Source organism: Paramuribaculum intestinale (genome assembly GCF_030759015.1).
Taxonomy (GTDB): domain Bacteria; phylum Bacteroidota; class Bacteroidia; order Bacteroidales; family Muribaculaceae; genus Paramuribaculum; species Paramuribaculum intestinale.
Genome location: NZ_CP098825.1, coordinates 630,869 through 647,268 on the forward strand (window position 1 = coordinate 630,869; position 16,400 = coordinate 647,268).

Annotated in this window: 15 protein-coding genes; 8 read left to right on the plus strand and 7 right to left on the minus strand. The window is 45.7% G+C overall.

Annotated elements, in window-relative coordinates; genetic code table 11:
* Positions 1 to 538: 538 nt before the first annotated feature.
* The 4 genes from NF347_RS02740 to NF347_RS02755 all read left to right on the plus strand — a co-directional run bounded on the left by NF347_RS02740 (position 539) and on the right by NF347_RS02755 (position 3,860).
* Positions 539 to 904 (plus strand): type II toxin-antitoxin system MqsR family toxin, encoded by a 366-nt coding sequence (locus tag NF347_RS02740; protein WP_107037044.1) that lies wholly within the window; start codon positions 539 to 541, stop codon positions 902 to 904.
* Positions 894 to 1,847 (plus strand): type II toxin-antitoxin system antitoxin SocA domain-containing protein, encoded by a 954-nt coding sequence (locus tag NF347_RS02745; protein WP_161553880.1) that lies wholly within the window; start codon positions 894 to 896, stop codon positions 1,845 to 1,847. The genes NF347_RS02740 and NF347_RS02745 overlap by 11 nt, the downstream gene beginning before the upstream one ends.
* A gap of 11 nt (positions 1,848 to 1,858) precedes the next feature.
* Positions 1,859 to 2,284, plus strand: a complete 426-nt coding sequence (locus tag NF347_RS02750; RefSeq protein WP_107037046.1) for a hypothetical protein — start codon at positions 1,859 to 1,861, stop codon at positions 2,282 to 2,284.
* Between the two features lie 88 nt (positions 2,285 to 2,372).
* Positions 2,373 to 3,860, plus strand: a complete 1,488-nt coding sequence (locus tag NF347_RS02755) for a Fic family protein (protein ID WP_123618607.1) — start codon at positions 2,373 to 2,375, stop codon at positions 3,858 to 3,860.
* Positions 3,861 to 4,468: 608 nt separating this feature from the next.
* Here the strand turns inward: NF347_RS02755 and tnpC are convergent.
* A complete protein-coding gene (gene tnpC / locus NF347_RS02760; protein WP_170067073.1) occupies positions 4,469 to 5,878 on the minus strand; it encodes an IS66 family transposase in 1,410 nt (469 codons plus the stop codon).
* 190 nt (positions 5,879 to 6,068) lie between these two features.
* On the opposite strand from tnpC, the gene istA reads away from it, so the two are divergent.
* From istA to NF347_RS02775, 3 genes are all read left to right on the plus strand, one after another.
* Positions 6,069 to 7,613 (plus strand): IS21 family transposase, encoded by a 1,545-nt coding sequence (gene istA / locus NF347_RS02765; protein WP_237613085.1) that lies wholly within the window; start codon positions 6,069 to 6,071, stop codon positions 7,611 to 7,613.
* Between the two features lie 27 nt (positions 7,614 to 7,640).
* Entirely contained in the window at positions 7,641 to 8,381 is a 741-nt protein-coding gene (istB, locus tag NF347_RS02770; protein WP_289685785.1) for an IS21-like element helper ATPase IstB, read from the plus strand.
* A gap of 230 nt (positions 8,382 to 8,611) precedes the next feature.
* A complete protein-coding gene (locus NF347_RS02775) occupies positions 8,612 to 9,004 on the plus strand; it encodes a hypothetical protein (protein ID WP_133165527.1) in 393 nt (130 codons plus the stop codon).
* Positions 9,005 to 9,056: 52 nt separating this feature from the next.
* On the opposite strand, the gene NF347_RS02780 is transcribed toward NF347_RS02775, so the two are convergent.
* Positions 9,057 to 10,484, minus strand: coding sequence for an RNA-binding domain-containing protein (locus NF347_RS02780; protein ID WP_107036997.1), 1,428 nt, complete (start codon positions 10,482 to 10,484; stop codon positions 9,057 to 9,059).
* 806 nt (positions 10,485 to 11,290) lie between these two features.
* On the opposite strand from NF347_RS02780, the gene NF347_RS02785 reads away from it, so the two are divergent.
* A complete protein-coding gene (locus NF347_RS02785; protein ID WP_107036998.1) occupies positions 11,291 to 12,439 on the plus strand; it encodes a PDDEXK nuclease domain-containing protein in 1,149 nt (382 codons plus the stop codon).
* A gap of 112 nt (positions 12,440 to 12,551) precedes the next feature.
* Here the strand turns inward: NF347_RS02785 and NF347_RS02790 are convergent, their stop codons facing one another.
* From NF347_RS02790 to NF347_RS02810, 5 genes are all read right to left on the minus strand, one after another.
* Positions 12,552 to 13,313 carry a hypothetical protein gene (locus NF347_RS02790; RefSeq protein ID WP_107036999.1) on the minus strand — a complete coding sequence of 254 codons (762 nt, stop codon included), beginning with the start codon at positions 13,311 to 13,313 and terminating at the stop codon, positions 12,552 to 12,554.
* Positions 13,314 to 13,330: 17 nt separating this feature from the next.
* Positions 13,331 to 14,023, minus strand: a complete 693-nt coding sequence (locus NF347_RS02795; RefSeq protein ID WP_107037000.1) for a hypothetical protein — start codon at positions 14,021 to 14,023, stop codon at positions 13,331 to 13,333.
* Positions 14,016 to 14,666 carry a hypothetical protein gene (locus NF347_RS02800; protein WP_133165598.1) on the minus strand — a complete coding sequence of 217 codons (651 nt, stop codon included), beginning with the start codon at positions 14,664 to 14,666 and terminating at the stop codon, positions 14,016 to 14,018. The genes NF347_RS02795 and NF347_RS02800 overlap by 8 nt, the downstream gene beginning before the upstream one ends.
* A 12-nt stretch (positions 14,667 to 14,678) precedes the next feature.
* The gene (locus tag NF347_RS02805; RefSeq protein WP_133165599.1) at positions 14,679 to 15,341 is read right to left on the minus strand and encodes a hypothetical protein; all 663 of its coding nucleotides are present in this window, start codon (positions 15,339 to 15,341) and stop codon (positions 14,679 to 14,681) included.
* A 360-nt stretch (positions 15,342 to 15,701) separates the two neighbouring features.
* Complete coding sequence (locus NF347_RS02810) at positions 15,702 to 16,376, minus strand: M48 metallopeptidase family protein (protein ID WP_107037003.1); 675 nt, start codon at positions 16,374 to 16,376, stop codon at positions 15,702 to 15,704.
* Positions 16,377 to 16,400 lie beyond the last annotated feature (24 nt).

Sequence of the window (16,400 nt, forward strand, 5' to 3'; positions counted from 1 at the left end):
GGCGTGACGGAAGCAGAGGGATGTTCGCCTCACGGCTTAAAAAATACGAGCTGACCACCAGGAAGTCTGGAGATTTTTTCAGCCGAAAGGCAAAGAATATCCCGTTCCGTCACGTTATCCATTCCGAGCGAATATACTCTCCGTACTGTGATATATGCGATTGTCGTGGGAAAACATTGAGCCGCAAGTGCCTTTAAGGAGACACTGAATGACCGACATACTAAGATGGGAATTCTCTAAATATAATAAGGTGTAAACCTGTAGTACAGATGTGGAGCGGGCGTTAAGAACACGGAGCGAAGGAATAGACGGAGCAGGTACAGCGACACTTGTGGCGCAACCTGCACAGGCGATCCTTCACTTGGTGTTCAGCCGGCTCTTATACGTGGACAATGCGGTCTGCGGTAGTGCCGGACTCGCTCCAAACACCGCCGACGGCATTGTCCCGGAAATAGTTTTCATGGGGAATTAGTACGGTATAACGAACAAATACAACGGTAAAGTTGTATTATTTGAAAATAGTTCGTAATTTTGCAATATGATAACAAAGGAGCAAGTCGAGAAATTCTTGGAAGATTTTAGCCTGAAGGTTAAAATCTTCGGCATCCGTTTTCGTGATGACAGGTCAAAAAATCAGAACAGTCTGCTGGAACTTGGAATAACCCCAAGCCAGCGACTGGAAATCATCATGCAGCTGGATTGCTATGATTACTCCGAAGGTCCCATCGTGGATGTGCTGAACAGCCAAGGCGAAATGTGGGTATTTGGAAAGGATGTCAGGGGAAACGAAGTGTATATCAAGATTACTCTCGGCAAACCGAATTCACACACTATCTGCATATCATTTCACAAAGCCGAACATCCGATGTCTTACTCTCTAAAAGATGACGCTCATGGAAAGTAATGTATTGTCAAGTGGAGAGAAATTCTTTCAGGAAGAGAGAACCGCAACCTTCCGCAAGGAAGAGTTTACATATATACATACCGGTATCATTGATGAGGACGGTGAAATGTGGACCACTACAGAACTTGACGAAGCCAATCTGTTTCAGGTTTACAACCAGTATCGTGCCAAGCATGGAATACCTTTCCCGGATGAAATAGCCGGGCTACGCAAGCACTATGGTATTTCAGCCGCGAAGATGGCACAGATTCTCGGTTTCGGCATAAATCAGTATCGCATGTATGAGGACGGTGAAGTGCCAAGCATTTCCAATGCCCGCACAATAATTGCAGCGAGGGAGAAAACAGTGTTTTTGTCCTTCATCGAGGCATCCAAAGCCGATATGACGGAACAGGAGTACAACCGTATCCGCAGGAAAGTCGATGACGCCAATGGTGATTTCGCTATGACAAACCAACCGTCTGTTTACAGTGGCTATCGCTCGCTCTCGATGGAAAAGGTTGCAGCGGTCGGACATTTGTTAATCTCCAAAATCGGCTCGACATTTGTCACAAAAATGAACAAACTTATGTTTTATGCCGATTTCATTCATTATAAAAGACATGGCTATGGCATAACCGGCCTGTCATATCGAGCGTTGCAATATGGCCCCGTTCCGGAGTCATGGGGCACTGTGTATGGAACTATGTCCGGTATCTCAATGGAGGAATTTGTCTATCCGAGCGGACAGAGCGGCATACAGCTTGAGATTAACGCCGAAGCGGACTATTCGGCCTTGGACGAAAAGGAAATAGCCACGGTTGAGACTGTCTGCAAATTGTTCGCTGACATGAACGCCGGAGAAATCTCAGAGACAAGCCATAAAGAAAAGGCTTGGATTGCGAACCATCAGACACGCGCAGAAATTTCGTATCAGGATGCCTTTGCGCTACATTACAACTAAATGGATTGTGTATGGCAAAGAAAAAGAAACATAAGCCGCAACCTCCGACCGAGTATGTCGAGGTCGAAGTCAATCACGGTATGTTTGAGGATTACCTTCAGTATGGCCCGCAGTATGACACTGTCAACGAGTGCCCCATATTTGAGGGTGAGACGGAATTTGTCGCCCGGCAAAGCTTCAAGAAACAGCCGAAAGATGTCAAAGAGTTGCTGAAAGATATAATGGTCAACTTCGTTACGGATTATTGGCAGACCTGTCGGCAGATACCGGTTGACGGAGATTTGAAACAGCTACGCAAGAACGCACTTGATGCACTTCTTCACGACCTCAGAATCTACCTCAAAGATGATAAGGAGGTGACGCAATTCCTTAACGGATGTGTCGCCACAACAATAAACCGTCTGTTAAAGGCGGAAAAGGCGTCCAATAACGTTTAGGTCGTCCATAATCGCAGTTTTTTGTAGAAATCGCGGTTATAATCGCAAAAATTTGTACCTTTGTATTCTCTTAATCGTGATTTTTTGTATGGCAGTTAAAGTTGACACCCAAAAAGAGATTATATTCGGTTCGTCTGATCCGAATATTTCCCGTGTGCTCAGCAAGAAGGAAAAGAATGGTGAGCTGCGTAAGGTCGCGCCACGAATCTATACAACCAATCTAATAGACAGTCTGGAGAATATCGTGCGCCGTAACCTTATGGATATTCTGGTGTATCGTTATCCGGATGCTCTCATAAGCCATCGCAGCGCGAAGGAGATGCGCCCGACAGCGACGGGAGATTTCTTCCTCACCAATTCCACAACAAGGCGAGTGACCGACCTGCCGGGTATCACGCTTAACTTTGTCAAAGGTCCGAAAGCGACTTCACGCGATATTCCGTTTATGGGTATGCACATATCCGGCGAATACCGCTATATGCTGGAGAATATGCAGGTGTCGAGAAAGTCAGGCGACGAGTCGCGTATTTTGCCAACAAGTGTTATTGAAAACAAGCTGGAACAGATACTGCTGACGGGAGGTGAAGACCGCCTGAATGAGTATCGAGATGAATTGAGCTCTGTCGCCGAGGAATTGGGTATGCAGAACGAATTTGCCAAGATAAATAATATCATATCGGCACTGCTTTCGACACACGATTCGAAAGTGCTGTCAACCGACTCGGCGAAGGCTCTTGCCGCCGGCAATCCTTTCGACAAAACAAGAGTGGAGCTGTTTGAAGTCCTGTTTGACGCAATTAAAGACCGTTATTTCGCTATCCGCAACAACCGCAACACCGATGAAGAATCCTTCCGCCTATTCTCATTCTTCGAGAGTTATTTTTCCAACTATATCGAGGGGACGGAGTTTGAGGTGGACGAGGCTAAGGCGATTGTTGACTCCGGTATTCCTATGCCGCGACGTGATGAGGATTCGCATGACATTCTCGGCACATTCAAGGTGCTGTCAAACCGCGCCGAGATGATGAAAACACCGACATCACCCAAGGAGTTGTTTGCAATTCTCAGTCACCGCCACAGCATACTGCTTGAAGGACGACCGCATATGAATCCCGGTATTTTCAAAATAAAAAACAATCGCGCCGGGATGACAGAGTTCGTGGATTATCAGCTTGTAAAAGGCACTTTATCACAAGGCTTCAAATATTATGCTGCATTGACCGACCCGTTCGCCCGTGCTATATTCATGATGTTCATGATAAGCGAGGTGCATCCGTTCAATGATGGTAATGGACGTGTCGCCCGTGTGATGATGAATGCCGAACTTGTACGTGCTGACCAGTCGCGTATAATCGTGCCGACAGTTTTCCGCGAGGATTATATTCTGGCATTGCGCAAACTTACCCGTCACAAAGACCCGATGGCGTATATCAACGTAATGACCAAGCTCCACCAGTTCAGCGACAACCTCTATGGCACAGACTTCACAGAGTTGAAAAACTACCTTGCTGCCTGCAACGCTTACGAAGAACCCTCACAAGCAAAACTACAAATTATAGAGAGGGAGATTCTATAAAATCAAATCGCCCATGCAATTCCAAAGAATGATATACTTGTAAATGCAGGACCCAACACCGGACACTTGCCGGAAAAGGCAGAAATCACAAGAAATGATAAAAATTTCAAATATAAACGCCTACTGTTTGGCAGTTTAGGGAAATGTTTGTAACTTTGCACCGTTGGATATGGAAATCCACGGAAGAACATTGATTTTGAGACGTGATATCTACGTGAGTAGTAAAAATAGATTAAGCGTAAGTCTCTGATAATCATTGTTAAGGCGTTAAGAAATACCGATTCCAGGCGGATCACTAAAGGGTCACTGAAAAGTGGCCCTTTTTTTATGTCCGTAAGTGACTGATGTGCAAGTGTTAGCAATTTTATAAAATCTTGATTTAGAAAGATTTAGCACAAACCACAATTCCTGCCGATAGCCAAAGTTAGCATTTGTTAGTTCGGTGGATATTCTCAACAAATTGACCCCCTATGGATTATTTAAATTGACCCCCGTCCGGTCAAGCAAATTACCCCCCGGAAAAAGACTTTACGGGAGTTGGCAAAAGGAGTTTTTGAGCTAGTAACTATTCAGCGAAAACAAAGGATGCGAAGATATAGCCCGTCAGTTTAGACGAGCGCCAATATAGCATCGAGAGGGGATTGCCCGTTCTTCCATGCTGTGTCTGCGATAGAATGTAGCGCATGAAAGGCATCGGCACCGGTTTCTGAACGGAAGCATCCGGATATTTTCTGCTTGACCTTGAGTTTTCGGATTCCTCGTTCCGATGCGTTGTTGTCAGATGGTATGGCCGGATTCTCAAGGAAGTTGAATATGTAATCCCGACATCTGATTATTCCCCGTTTCAACTCATTAAACTCTTTGCGCAGACTGTCAAGGTTCTTTTTGAGTAACTCATCCAGCCTCGTCAGCCAACTGTTTTTAGGGATTACCTCATCGGGGTTCTCATTCCTCAGGTGTATGGCTTCCCGCAACAGTGTCTGCACATCTTTTGCCCAAGTCTGTTTCTTGTCTATATCATTGAGATATTCGAGATTCCTCAGCAGATGAGCCAGACATATCTGATTGTTGAGGAAGTCAATGGCGAAGTACGCGCTGTGGCGGTCTGTCACCGCGACCATATTCTTCAGTGAGTCGCCGAAGCGCTCCTCAAGGACCTTGGCGCCACGGCCGGCTCCACGGAACACTAGAGTCAGATACGTTGTCTGCGCAATCCATGACCAGTTGAGTTTCCCATTGGTGTAACATCCCGATTCATCGAAGCCCACTACTGCGGATGCCTTTATCATACGTTCTATCAAGGCAATGGCAGGACGGGATCTTTCAAGCATCTCACGGACGATATTGGCCAGCGTTCCCTGACTGATTCTGACATTGAACATTGTCTCAAACAGCGACTGCAACCGTTCGTAAGGCATGCATTGCACCACACTCAGATAGGTCGCAATGGCACGTATGTTTTTGCCGAATACAATCGCATTGCCGCCTCTGCGGCGCGGTGCATAATCACGATTGCAACATCCGCAGCTACAGACCTTTTTATAAAATCTGCGTTCACGATAGATTGGCTGTATCTGAGGCATGTCTATCTCTTGGCTGACATAATCAAGCTCACCTTCAACACCCGACAAATCGCGCCCGCACTCACTGCAATATCGGGATGACACTTCCTGGATTTCGTCAGGCATCTCCACCTTTTTGCGTGTCGTTCCTTCATGCCCGGATTGACCGCCGACAGGTCTTTCTGATTTCTTCCGCAATGATTTCGTTCTGCGTTCCACCTCAGCCTTTATCGGTTCTTTCGATGGCGGAGTACTGCTGTTGCCGGAGTTCTTCGGCAGCTGTTCATACTTCTCCAGCCGCTTGCGTAGCTCAAGGTTTTCCTTAAGTAGTTTATCTATATTTCGGTTAAGCGACCGATTTTCGGCATACAGGGAATCAATAGTTCCCCGTAACTCCTTCAGCTCAGACAATAGCCCTGCCAAAGTTGAATTTATGTCGTTAACCTGTTGTTTCACAGATACAAAGATAGCAATTTTATCTGACATACACAAACAAAACCACTATTATTTTGATGATACTCAGAGAATTATTCTAAAATTGTTGCTGACCGAGCTGATTGTGTTCGATTCGCTGAATAGTTACTTGAGCTATATTGTATGTTAAATAATATTAAACATACGACTGATGGCAAATCGAAAACTGAGCATGAACAAATTAAGACAGGTGCTCCGATGCCACGCCAACGGCAACGGAGCCAAGAGTATCAGCAACCTGACGGGCATAGCGCGCAACACGGTGCGTAAATACCTCCGGCGGTTTATGGAGCTGAACCGTGGCATCGAGGATCTTCTGAAACTGGAGGATCCGGATCTGAATGAGATTTTCGGAGTGAGAGCGGTCGGTTCGGAACCCGTGTCAAGCCGCCATCAGGAGCTTATGGGACTTATGCCTGATTATGTCAGACGTCTGAAAAAGAGAGGTATGACGCGGCAGAAGCTGTATGACGACTATATCGGGAGTCACCCGGGAGGCTATTCCCGGTCGACGTTCAGCCGTCTGATGCGTCTGTATGTGGCGCAGATGCACCCTATAGCGCATCTGGAACACAAGGCCGGCGACAAGATGTATGTCGATTACGCAGGCGACCGTCTGGAGCTGGTCGACCGTGACAGCGGCGGGATCATCGCCGTGGAGGTGTTCGTGGCCATACTGCCTTGCTCACAGCTTACATATGTTGAGGCCGTGATGAGCCAGCGCAAGGAGGACTTCATACGGTGCTGTGAGAATGCGCTTCATTTTTATGGCGGGGCACCGGCGGCCATCGTGCCAGACAATCTCAAGGCTGCCGTAAAGAAGGCAAGCCGTTACGAGGCGGAGCTCAATGAGGATTACGCGGCCTTCGCCGAGCATCACGGTTGCGCAGTCATACCGGCACGCGTGCGCAAGCCGCGCGACAAGGCCCTGGTGGAGGGCGCCGTCAAGCTCATCTACCGCAGCATCTACCCGTTGGTGCGACAGCGCACTCATCATGATCTTGTGTCGCTGAACGCCGCTATCCGTACGGCGCTGGAGCTTCACAACAACGCCCGCATGAGCGGACGCCCTTACAGCCGCCGCGAGCAGTTCGAGGATCTGGAGCGCATGTACCTGCGCCCGTTAAATCCCATAAGGTTCGAGCTGAAGGAACGGCATACCGCCACGGTACAGCGCAACGGGCACGTACGCCTTGACCGCCACTACTACAGCGTGCCCCACCGTCTTATCGGCCGCAAGGTCAACATACTGTATGACTCACGTACGGTTGAGATATACTGCGGCGGAGACCGCGTGGCCGTACATCCCAGAGGATGGCGCCCGTACGGGTATACCACGGAGCCGAATCACCTTGCCTCGGCCCACCGGGACCTGAGCGGATGGAGCGTCGAGGGCTTCCTGAGGCAGGGGGCACGCATACATGCCGACGTAGAGGACTTCCTGCGGCATGTCATAGAGTCAAAGACCCATCCCGAACAGGCCTACAAATCCTGCAAGGGCATACTGTCGTTCGCATCCAGGGTCGGCAACGACCGCCTGGTCAGGGCCTGCCGCAGGGCCGCATCCTCCGGACTCTACAACTACAGCGCCGTCGACTCGATACTGCGCAGCCGTCATGACTGCCTCGATGACGACACCCTTCCCGGTCAAGAGTGCGAGGAGAGCGCCCAGATGCCCCGGCATGCAAACATACGCGGGAAGGAATACTTCAGGTAACATATCAATCCAACAATACATACAACAATGGAAATGAACCAACAGACACTCGCCCGGATGTCGCAGATGCGGCTGCTGGGCATGCACGCGGCCTTCCGCACATCAATGGAATCGTTCAAAAGCGAAGGCATGACAACAGACCAGTTCGTGGCGTGGCTCGTGGAAAATGAATGGGACGACCGCACCAACCGGCTTATACAGCGCCTGCAGAAACAGGCCTCGTTCCGTTACCGCGCCTCAATCGAGGAGATAGACTACTCCCTTGAGCGCGGCCTTGACCGGAACCTGCTGATGCGGCTCTCCGAGATGACCTTCGTCACCGAGCCACGCGACATCTTCATCACCGGCAGTGCCGGCACCGGCAAAAGCTACATAGCAACCGCTCTGGGCTACCGGGCATGCCAGAAAGGGATGCGCGTGCTATACGCCAGCACAGCACGCCTGATGGGCCAGCTGAAGGCCGCAAAGGCAAAAGGCACGATTCTTACCGAACTGAAAAGGATCGAGCGTACCGACCTTCTCATCCTTGATGACTTCGGCATACATCCCTTCGATGCCGCCGCGCGATCCTCACTGATGGACATAATCGAGGACCGGCACGGACGACGGGCCACCATCATCACCTCCCAGGTTCCCGTATGCGACTGGCATGACGTGATCGGAGAGAAGACGATCGCCGATGCGATCCTCGACAGGATCGTGCACCACTCGATAAGGATAGAGCTCTTCGGAGAGTCCATCCGCAAGTTGCAGAATAAAATCAAATGATTATTTTTGTAAATAAATCTTAATTATCAACACGCCATCAGAATCCCCCAGACCCTATTGTCAACCCCTGTAAAAACTGTCCAAAAATCACAGGTTATCAATGGGGGTCAATTTAAATAATCCATAGGGGGTCAATTTGTTGAGAATATCCAGTTATAGACATAATTAATGATATCTCCAACAGTGACGAGACCTTCGAACAAAGAATTCAATCGCTTCCAGCCCGTGGGTTGGGATTCCTTAATTCTTTCTTTAAGGAAGTTTCTAATAATAATTCAATTTTAAAAATAGAATCAGGTAGTGAATATATTGAACTTTCATCTACGCAAGTAAAAAGGAGCTATTCAAGAGTATCTTCTACTATTTGTAACGAAGAAGAGGTTACTGAGAAGGCTTTTTTTAAGGGTGCTTTAATAGACACAGGAAAATTTGAAATAAGTACTCCGTTTGGTATGAAGATTAATGGAGATATATCTGCCGACTTAACTCAAGATGAAATTGCTCAATACAATCGTGATTTTTCTAACGAAGAATGCATGGTAACACTGATGAAGTTTACGACGATTTACCACAATGGGAATGAGCGAACCACCTATGAACTAATGAAAATACATCCTGTATAAGATATTAACTTGTTGCCTAACTTGTCGCCTAAGACATAAGTCAGGCAACAAGTTAAATTTCTGTATCCTTCAAATAATATTTTTGATTCCGACTATTAGGTTTATCTGGATTAGTCATTGCCAAGACATTATTAAGCAGGGGGTTTATATATGAACTTTTGAATTTTCCTCTGTCTTTATATCCTAAATAAGCCATTATTTCTGCTAATGAACGTGGCTCATTACAGAACTCAATGATTTTTTCCTCAATTGTTTTGGCTGTTTGACTTGTGCCCTTCGAAAAATCAGACTCGTTTGTGGCATGGATATTGACTCGAAATGCCGTCATGGTATTCACATCAAATTCGGCGGGAGGATTGCCGTTATCTTTCAACATCTCTTGCACACGGGTAACTCCTCGGTTGAATTTGTTGACATACTTCATCACTCTCATGGCTTCTGCCACAAGAGGATTACGATAGTCATTGACCGATGGAAAGTTCTCCGGACGAGCTTCGCCATAAAGACCTCCGGCATTCATAACTTCGATATAGTCATCAAACTGATACAACCGAATTGGCATATTGGCTTGATAGTCCCTATGCATACAGGCGTTCATCAGCAATTCGCGGATTGCTCCTTCCGGATAATTCCAGACAGTCCTTTCCCGGAACAGAGTTTCCGGTATAGGTCGCTGGGTTATTATGCCGTCACGAACAAAGGATTCCAGCGACGGCAACATCTTATATAGAGGGCCTGCAAACTGACGTTCATTGAGAATGTCTCCACCTTTGTCTTTTCCTGCAAAACGCACGAATTGCACATAATTACCCAGAAGAAAATACTTGGGATTTTTACCGAAAAGAATTATTCCGGCGTATGTAGGACAGTCATTGTCTCGATCATATAAATGGATAGAGGCAAGTTGTTCCTTTATGTCGCGCTTGTCGTTCGCAAGAGTCTCCTCATCAAATGCCATCGGGAGATAGTTGATCTTGATGTATTCGAGATCTAAATCTTCCAGTTTGGCACTGAGACAAGGTGTAGCATCAAAGGTCGCCATGAATGAGCAACGACGTTCAGCAAGTATTCTTTCCTCAGCTTCGGTAGCGATGTCGCGTCTCGGACCGATTCGGATAAATACTCTGCCTCGATAGCGAACAGGTGGTAAGTCAGATGGATGAACCTCAGCAACCAACAAATCACCTTCGGGATAAGAGAACCGTTCAACGGACATTGTCGGCAAAGGAAGTATATTGCCGTCAGAACGTATTCCGGCAATCTTTTTCAGCAGAGCATCATCCACCTTCATTCCCGCGATAGATCCGTCATCTTTCGCTCCAATAATCAGATAGCCATTTTTTCTGGAAGCAGGCATATCATTGGCAAACGCACAAATGGCCTCACAGAACTTGTCCATGTTGCCTGTACTCGTCGTGCGTTCCACTCGATATGATTCTGTGGACTTCAACAAGTCCAACACATCTTCTTTAGCTATCATACTGATTTGTTGGGTTTCAGACTGCAAATTTACGAAAAATCCGTGAGATATGGAAGGATTGACTATGAATTAACAATAACCTGATGAAAAAGCAAAACGGAAAAAAATACCCAGCCTACTTACATCAATATGCCAAATGTGGTATAGAATTATGAGATTTGGCCGTCTGATGTAAGTAAATAACGAACATTGTAGAGTCTCTTAAGTCTGGTTTTGTCGCAAATTTAAGCAATATTTGCGACAGAATTATAAAAGAATTATAATGGATAGCTTTGCAAAATAGTTAGTTATACTCATTGTCAATTGCAACATGTAATTATGTTAGAGATCTGATTATGATTTTATTTTCATCAGCCCATATATGGTTGGTTTAGTTCATCGGGCGTATATATAGCCCGAACCAAACCAATCTTACTCCTATTATCCACTACGGTGCCAAATGTGTGTAAAAAACATGCGATTTGGCACTCTCGTGCACCTCATATACAGTCTATAAAGAGATGGATAATCACGATTGCCGCTATCCAAATCTGCCATCACGTTTCCAAAAGTGGTGTAAAAAAAGTAGATTTGGAAGTGTGATGTATCTGTCTTAGATGTGATTTATAGGTTGGTGTAATGCGTCATGCTTCCAAATCTCAAAAAAACAGAGATTTGGAAATGGTATGTATGGGTATTTTACATGAGATGTGGGCTGCAATGACATGTCAGACGAAAATGAGAGGTAGTTTTTCGGTTGATTTTTGTCCTCGTTAACATTCTCGGATAATAGCCCTGATTCCCAATAAAATTCGTAACTTTGCAAAATGAAATCCGAGCTGAATAAATACGACAATATCAACGCTGATGACGCTCAGTTTATCAGTGATATAAAGGCGATAGTATATACCGCCAAACAAAAGGCATATCAGGCCGCCGACCTCTTTCAAGTCGCTGCTAACTGGCTTGTCGGCAGACGCATTGTTGAACAAGAGCAACATGGACAGGAAAGGGCTCAATACGGGAAGCACATTGTTGAGCTTGCATCCGAGGCTCTAACGGCAGAGTTCGGAAAGGGATATTCTGTTGTAAATATAAAGAGTTTCAGAAAGTTCTATTTGACATTCAACAACTTGCTAATTGGGCAGACACCGTCTGCCCAATCCGGGAACGACCTTACCATAAAAGGGCAGTCAGTGTCTGCCGAATTGGAGTTAACAAAAATGCTCCCCTCCAATTTGTCTTGGTCACATTATGAACGGCTGATGAGAATCAAGAATGAAGATGAACGTGATTGGTACATGAGGGAAGCTGCAGAAGAGAGCTGGAGTGTCCGTACACTCAACCGCAACATCGGCTCTCAATATTATAATCGTCTGCTTCAGACACCGGAATCAAAACGTGGAGAAGTCATTGATGAGATGAAACGACTTACAGCAGATTATCAGAAAGACCGACATAAATTCCTGCGAAATCCGGTCGTGGCAGAGTTTTTGGGCTTTTCACAAGATGCCGCATATTCTGAAACCAATCTTGAATCTGCGATTATCGACCATCTCCAGAAGTTTATCCTCGAACTTGGCAAAGGGTTTGCTTTTGTTGCGCGTCAGCAGAGGATAAAGACTGACATGGGCGAGTATTACATTGATCTTGTATTTTACAACTATATCCTTAAATGTTTTCTGCTCATAGACTTAAAAAGCTCTCAAATATCCTACGAGGATGTGGGGCAAATGGATATGTATATCCGTATGTACGATGAGTTGAAATGCTCGGAAGGCGATAATCCTACAATCGGATTGCTCCTTTGCTCGGAAACAAGCAAAGACTTAGCACGATATTCAATTCTCAAGGACAGCAAACAACTCTACGCTGCCAAATATCTGACATATCTCCCGACAAAGGAAGAATTAACCGCAGAAATCGAGCATCAGAAAGAGATTTTCGCCCTGCAAACGGGCAAATATCAAGATTAAGTCCTTGCTTTTTTTGTATTTTATAACGATAATTAAGAGGAAATCAGAAAAGCATTAACTGCCCATTCCTAATGGGGCTCACAGCAGAATATTTTCAGAGCAGATAGATGGATTATTCACAGTCGGTTATGTAAGTGATATCTAGTTCTGCCTCGTGGGCAAGGCCTTTACACTGGCGGGTGAAAAGCTGCCATGGCGTCGAGCCGAAGTATTTGCCGATGATTTCAATGATTCGGCTTTGTTCGGCTGTGGTGCATGGGTGTTCGGGTGTGGTGTAGAGCACGCATATACATTCCTGTTTCTTGCTGGGCCCCAAATATTTCTTGCTATTATATAATGGGTTGAGCAACAGGTCTGCAATGTACTCAATGCGGCCTGACTTCCCATAAGTCTGAGATTCATAGTATACTTTCTCAATGGATGATGAAGACAATAACGACTGTTTAGTCCGTTCGGGCAAAGGGCCGATTTTTGCTTCGAGCAGTGCAAGCTCCCACCGTGGCTCGCCAGGCTCGAACTCCTCGGGCCAATCTGCCACGTCTCCCCAGTCGATTTCGCCATAACGTCCGAAGGGCGCGGAACACCATAGAATCTCGGCTGCCGCCTCTGCGGTGGTAACCGCTCCGTTGTCGGGGAGTACTACCTCCATGCCGACAATATTGAAATATCGGTCTCCCTCTGTCATATAGGCATTAGAGTTGCCATCAGGGCGGAACGTTATCGTGCCGCCTTCGCCCGAAAACACGGTGTTAAGGATAATATCATAATTCTCCTTGTATTCCGACAATGGCAGAAGCGCATCAGGATATTTCTTCTTCATCGGCTCAATGATATCCTTGAGCTCCAATGATTGAAATAGTTCTTTTACAGTCATGGCAAAATCAATAAAAATTAATTAGGTATAAAGCGGGTGCCGTCCTGCTCGGTAATGCTTTGGATAGTCAGTTTGGCTTCTGCCCAGAAGTCGTTCAGGCGGATAAGGTCGGGGATGGAATAGAGCTGATGGTCGGTGAGCTGATGTACGGTATGGCATATTATGATGTCGGCAAACTCGCGCCGTCCTGAAAAAGGATACTCGTTCCAGCTTTGTCCGTCGTCGAGGGGCGTTGAAGAGCAATGTACGCATTCGATATTTTCCTCGACAGTGCCATCCCCAAGGTCGGCAATAAGCTTTATCATCAACGTAAAATCAGAGCCATATTCGCAATCATCTTCAAGTTTCAGCACTGAATCATCGCTGTTGAAACAATAGCGAAGTGTTCCTTCCAGCTCATAGTCGTCGTCAAATTCGGGGCAATCCATTACGAGCGGCAGTCGGGATTCCAGAGCCTTGACGCGGTCATGCAATTGGCGGGTCAATGTGAATAATCGCTCGTTCACAGCTTTGAATCTGAACACATTCTCATCTGAGGGAAGGAACATTTCGTTTAGAATCTCCCGCCGCGAATCGAGCAACGAGCCTACCTTCTCCCGTTTCTCCAGGCATGAAGTCCAACTGTCAGAATGGTCGATGTCAACGCCTGCGATGGCTCTGATTTTCGATTCGACCTCAGCGAGCCGATGTTTCAGATTGTCTCTATTCATGTGTGCTTTTATGAAATGAGAATGTTCCGGCTTCGTAGTATTCAGGCATATTATTGGAATACATCGCATTTAGTGCCGTCAACAACTGTTTTTCTGTTGCCCAGACACCAAAGGGAAGATCGCCAAGTTCCGAACTGCGTCCTTTTTGCGGATGACTCAATAATAAATCAAGGAAGCGGACCATTCCACAGTATAGATTGAGACAAAAATTGCAAGGATCTTTCAGGTCATCTTGAAGTACGGTGATGTCGCTCCAGTAAGTTATTTTTTTGAACATTTCAATAGCTGCAGGTCTCTGACGCCCAGCCCAAAAGGGAAGTGATGTAATACAATATGAATGGTCGGCATAATTCCATAGCTCTGACATTATTTCTGAGGAATATTCCCAAGAGCTGTATCCTGATATATAATCGCCAAGGCAGGTTACCAGAACTGCCATAAGCTCATTATCGTCATGAATAGCCTCGCGACACTGCGCAATGTCGGTCAGGAGGATGTGTTCATCCTCCTCCTTGCCGCATGCTTTCAACAGGCTACTGTCCGTGTTGCAGTACACAAACCGGATGTCATCAAAATTCTTCTTGGCTCTGAGCCGGTCTACAATCATCCCGGCACGATAGCCTAATGCTACAACTCTAAACATAGTTTTTTTTGATTAGTCCCACCAATAGGTGAGGTTGTGGTCAAGGAACTTCCAGAGGATTTTGTAGGCTTTGGCCCGGCGAAGAACTGATAAACGAAGTACCTTGAGATTGTCATCTTTGTCTTTGCCTATTTTATCGAAATCATACTGACTGAAAATACGTCCTATATATCGGGAGGCATTGTGGATGTTTACGTATATGCCCTCTATACCATCGTTATCTGAAGCCAATTCGAGCAGACGGCAACAGAGCTCCATGCGTGATACATAGAGCCTGCTGTTAGTGAACCGGTCGGTATATCGGTGGTAGCCAATGTGGTATTCAATCCGCTTGCGGAGAATGTCGAGAATGTAAATCCAGTCAATCGCCGAATCGTTGGCAATTGCGTCTTTCCAATAATAACAAGCCTTTCGTTTCAGGCTCAGATCTTTTCCTGGATTTTCTACGTAATCGCAAGCGAATTCTTCCTCGAAATATTTCTGGCAGTCTTTATGATAACGAGTCTGCGTCTTGAAGTCGTAGAGTGTCGACCAGTATAGCAGGTGAGCCGCGAGTTCAGCGACAGTCGACTTCTCCGTATCGTCGAATATCACCTCTCGCCCCACAAGCCACTCAATCGGGTCGGGAGCTCCCGCAACATGAATCATACCCTCAAAGTCACGAACAATCTGCATGGGCTTTTCGGAACGTGTGTTATCAATGGGCAGATTGCGAATTGTATAAAACAGTGTCTTATACAAATTCCTGACGCTTTCCGGCTCGTTATAACAGGTTTGAAGCGTGCACCATACATCTTCAAACTCCGAGTTGATAAAGTATTCCTTGTAAATCATGTTGCAAAGTTAATGTAAGAGACTGTCAAAAGTTGTCAGTATGTTGTAAGAATATCTTCTAATTAACGTTTTCTACGGTGAAGATATTGAATTATAATAGCAACATGGGTGTTACCAATCATCCTTCAGACGACATAAATCGATTAAATCCATACCTCTCGATTGTGTTGTAATTTACAAGTGGCTCTTCAGCTACAATTGTCAGACTCCTTTTTTGATGATTAGTCTATTACAATAAAGACGATAACGGTCTGATGACTTTAAAAAATCAGGAATGCATTTATAAATTTCATCACTAAATAATAATAGCCCATCATGAGGGCCTTTGCGAAACAATTTATATTTCAAGATAGCAATCTTTCTATCACAGCTACCTTTAAAGGTCGACTGCCCCTCATCATATGCGAAATCAACATCCCTCGTTTCATCATATTTATTGAATCGAGCATTCCATCCATTATATTCGTGACTTATAAGCTCCAGTTTTTTAAGATTATACTCTAAAAAAGACCAGAATCTCGAAGTATGATTAGCATGTACAAGATGGCATAGTTCATGGACAAGTGTCGTCTCAAGAGATTCATAGGCCAGTATGGATTTGAATGCGATTTGTATTCTTCCTGTAGTCTTGTTGCAAGTGCCCAAGGCAAGTCTGTGCAAAGAGCGTGGTGAGAATGACACAATTTCAGATTCTTCAAATCCGCTTATATCCATGGATTTTGATAATTCTGACAGGCGATTGTTTATCAGATATGATGCCGCTATATAAAAATTTACAACATCCAAAGGATTGATATTGACCAATTCCTTGCACGGGCATTGCATCCATGTTTTTGACTGATTCTGTAAGTCCGATATTGAAGTATATAATTTCATTACGCTCTTTGGGTTATTGCGCCA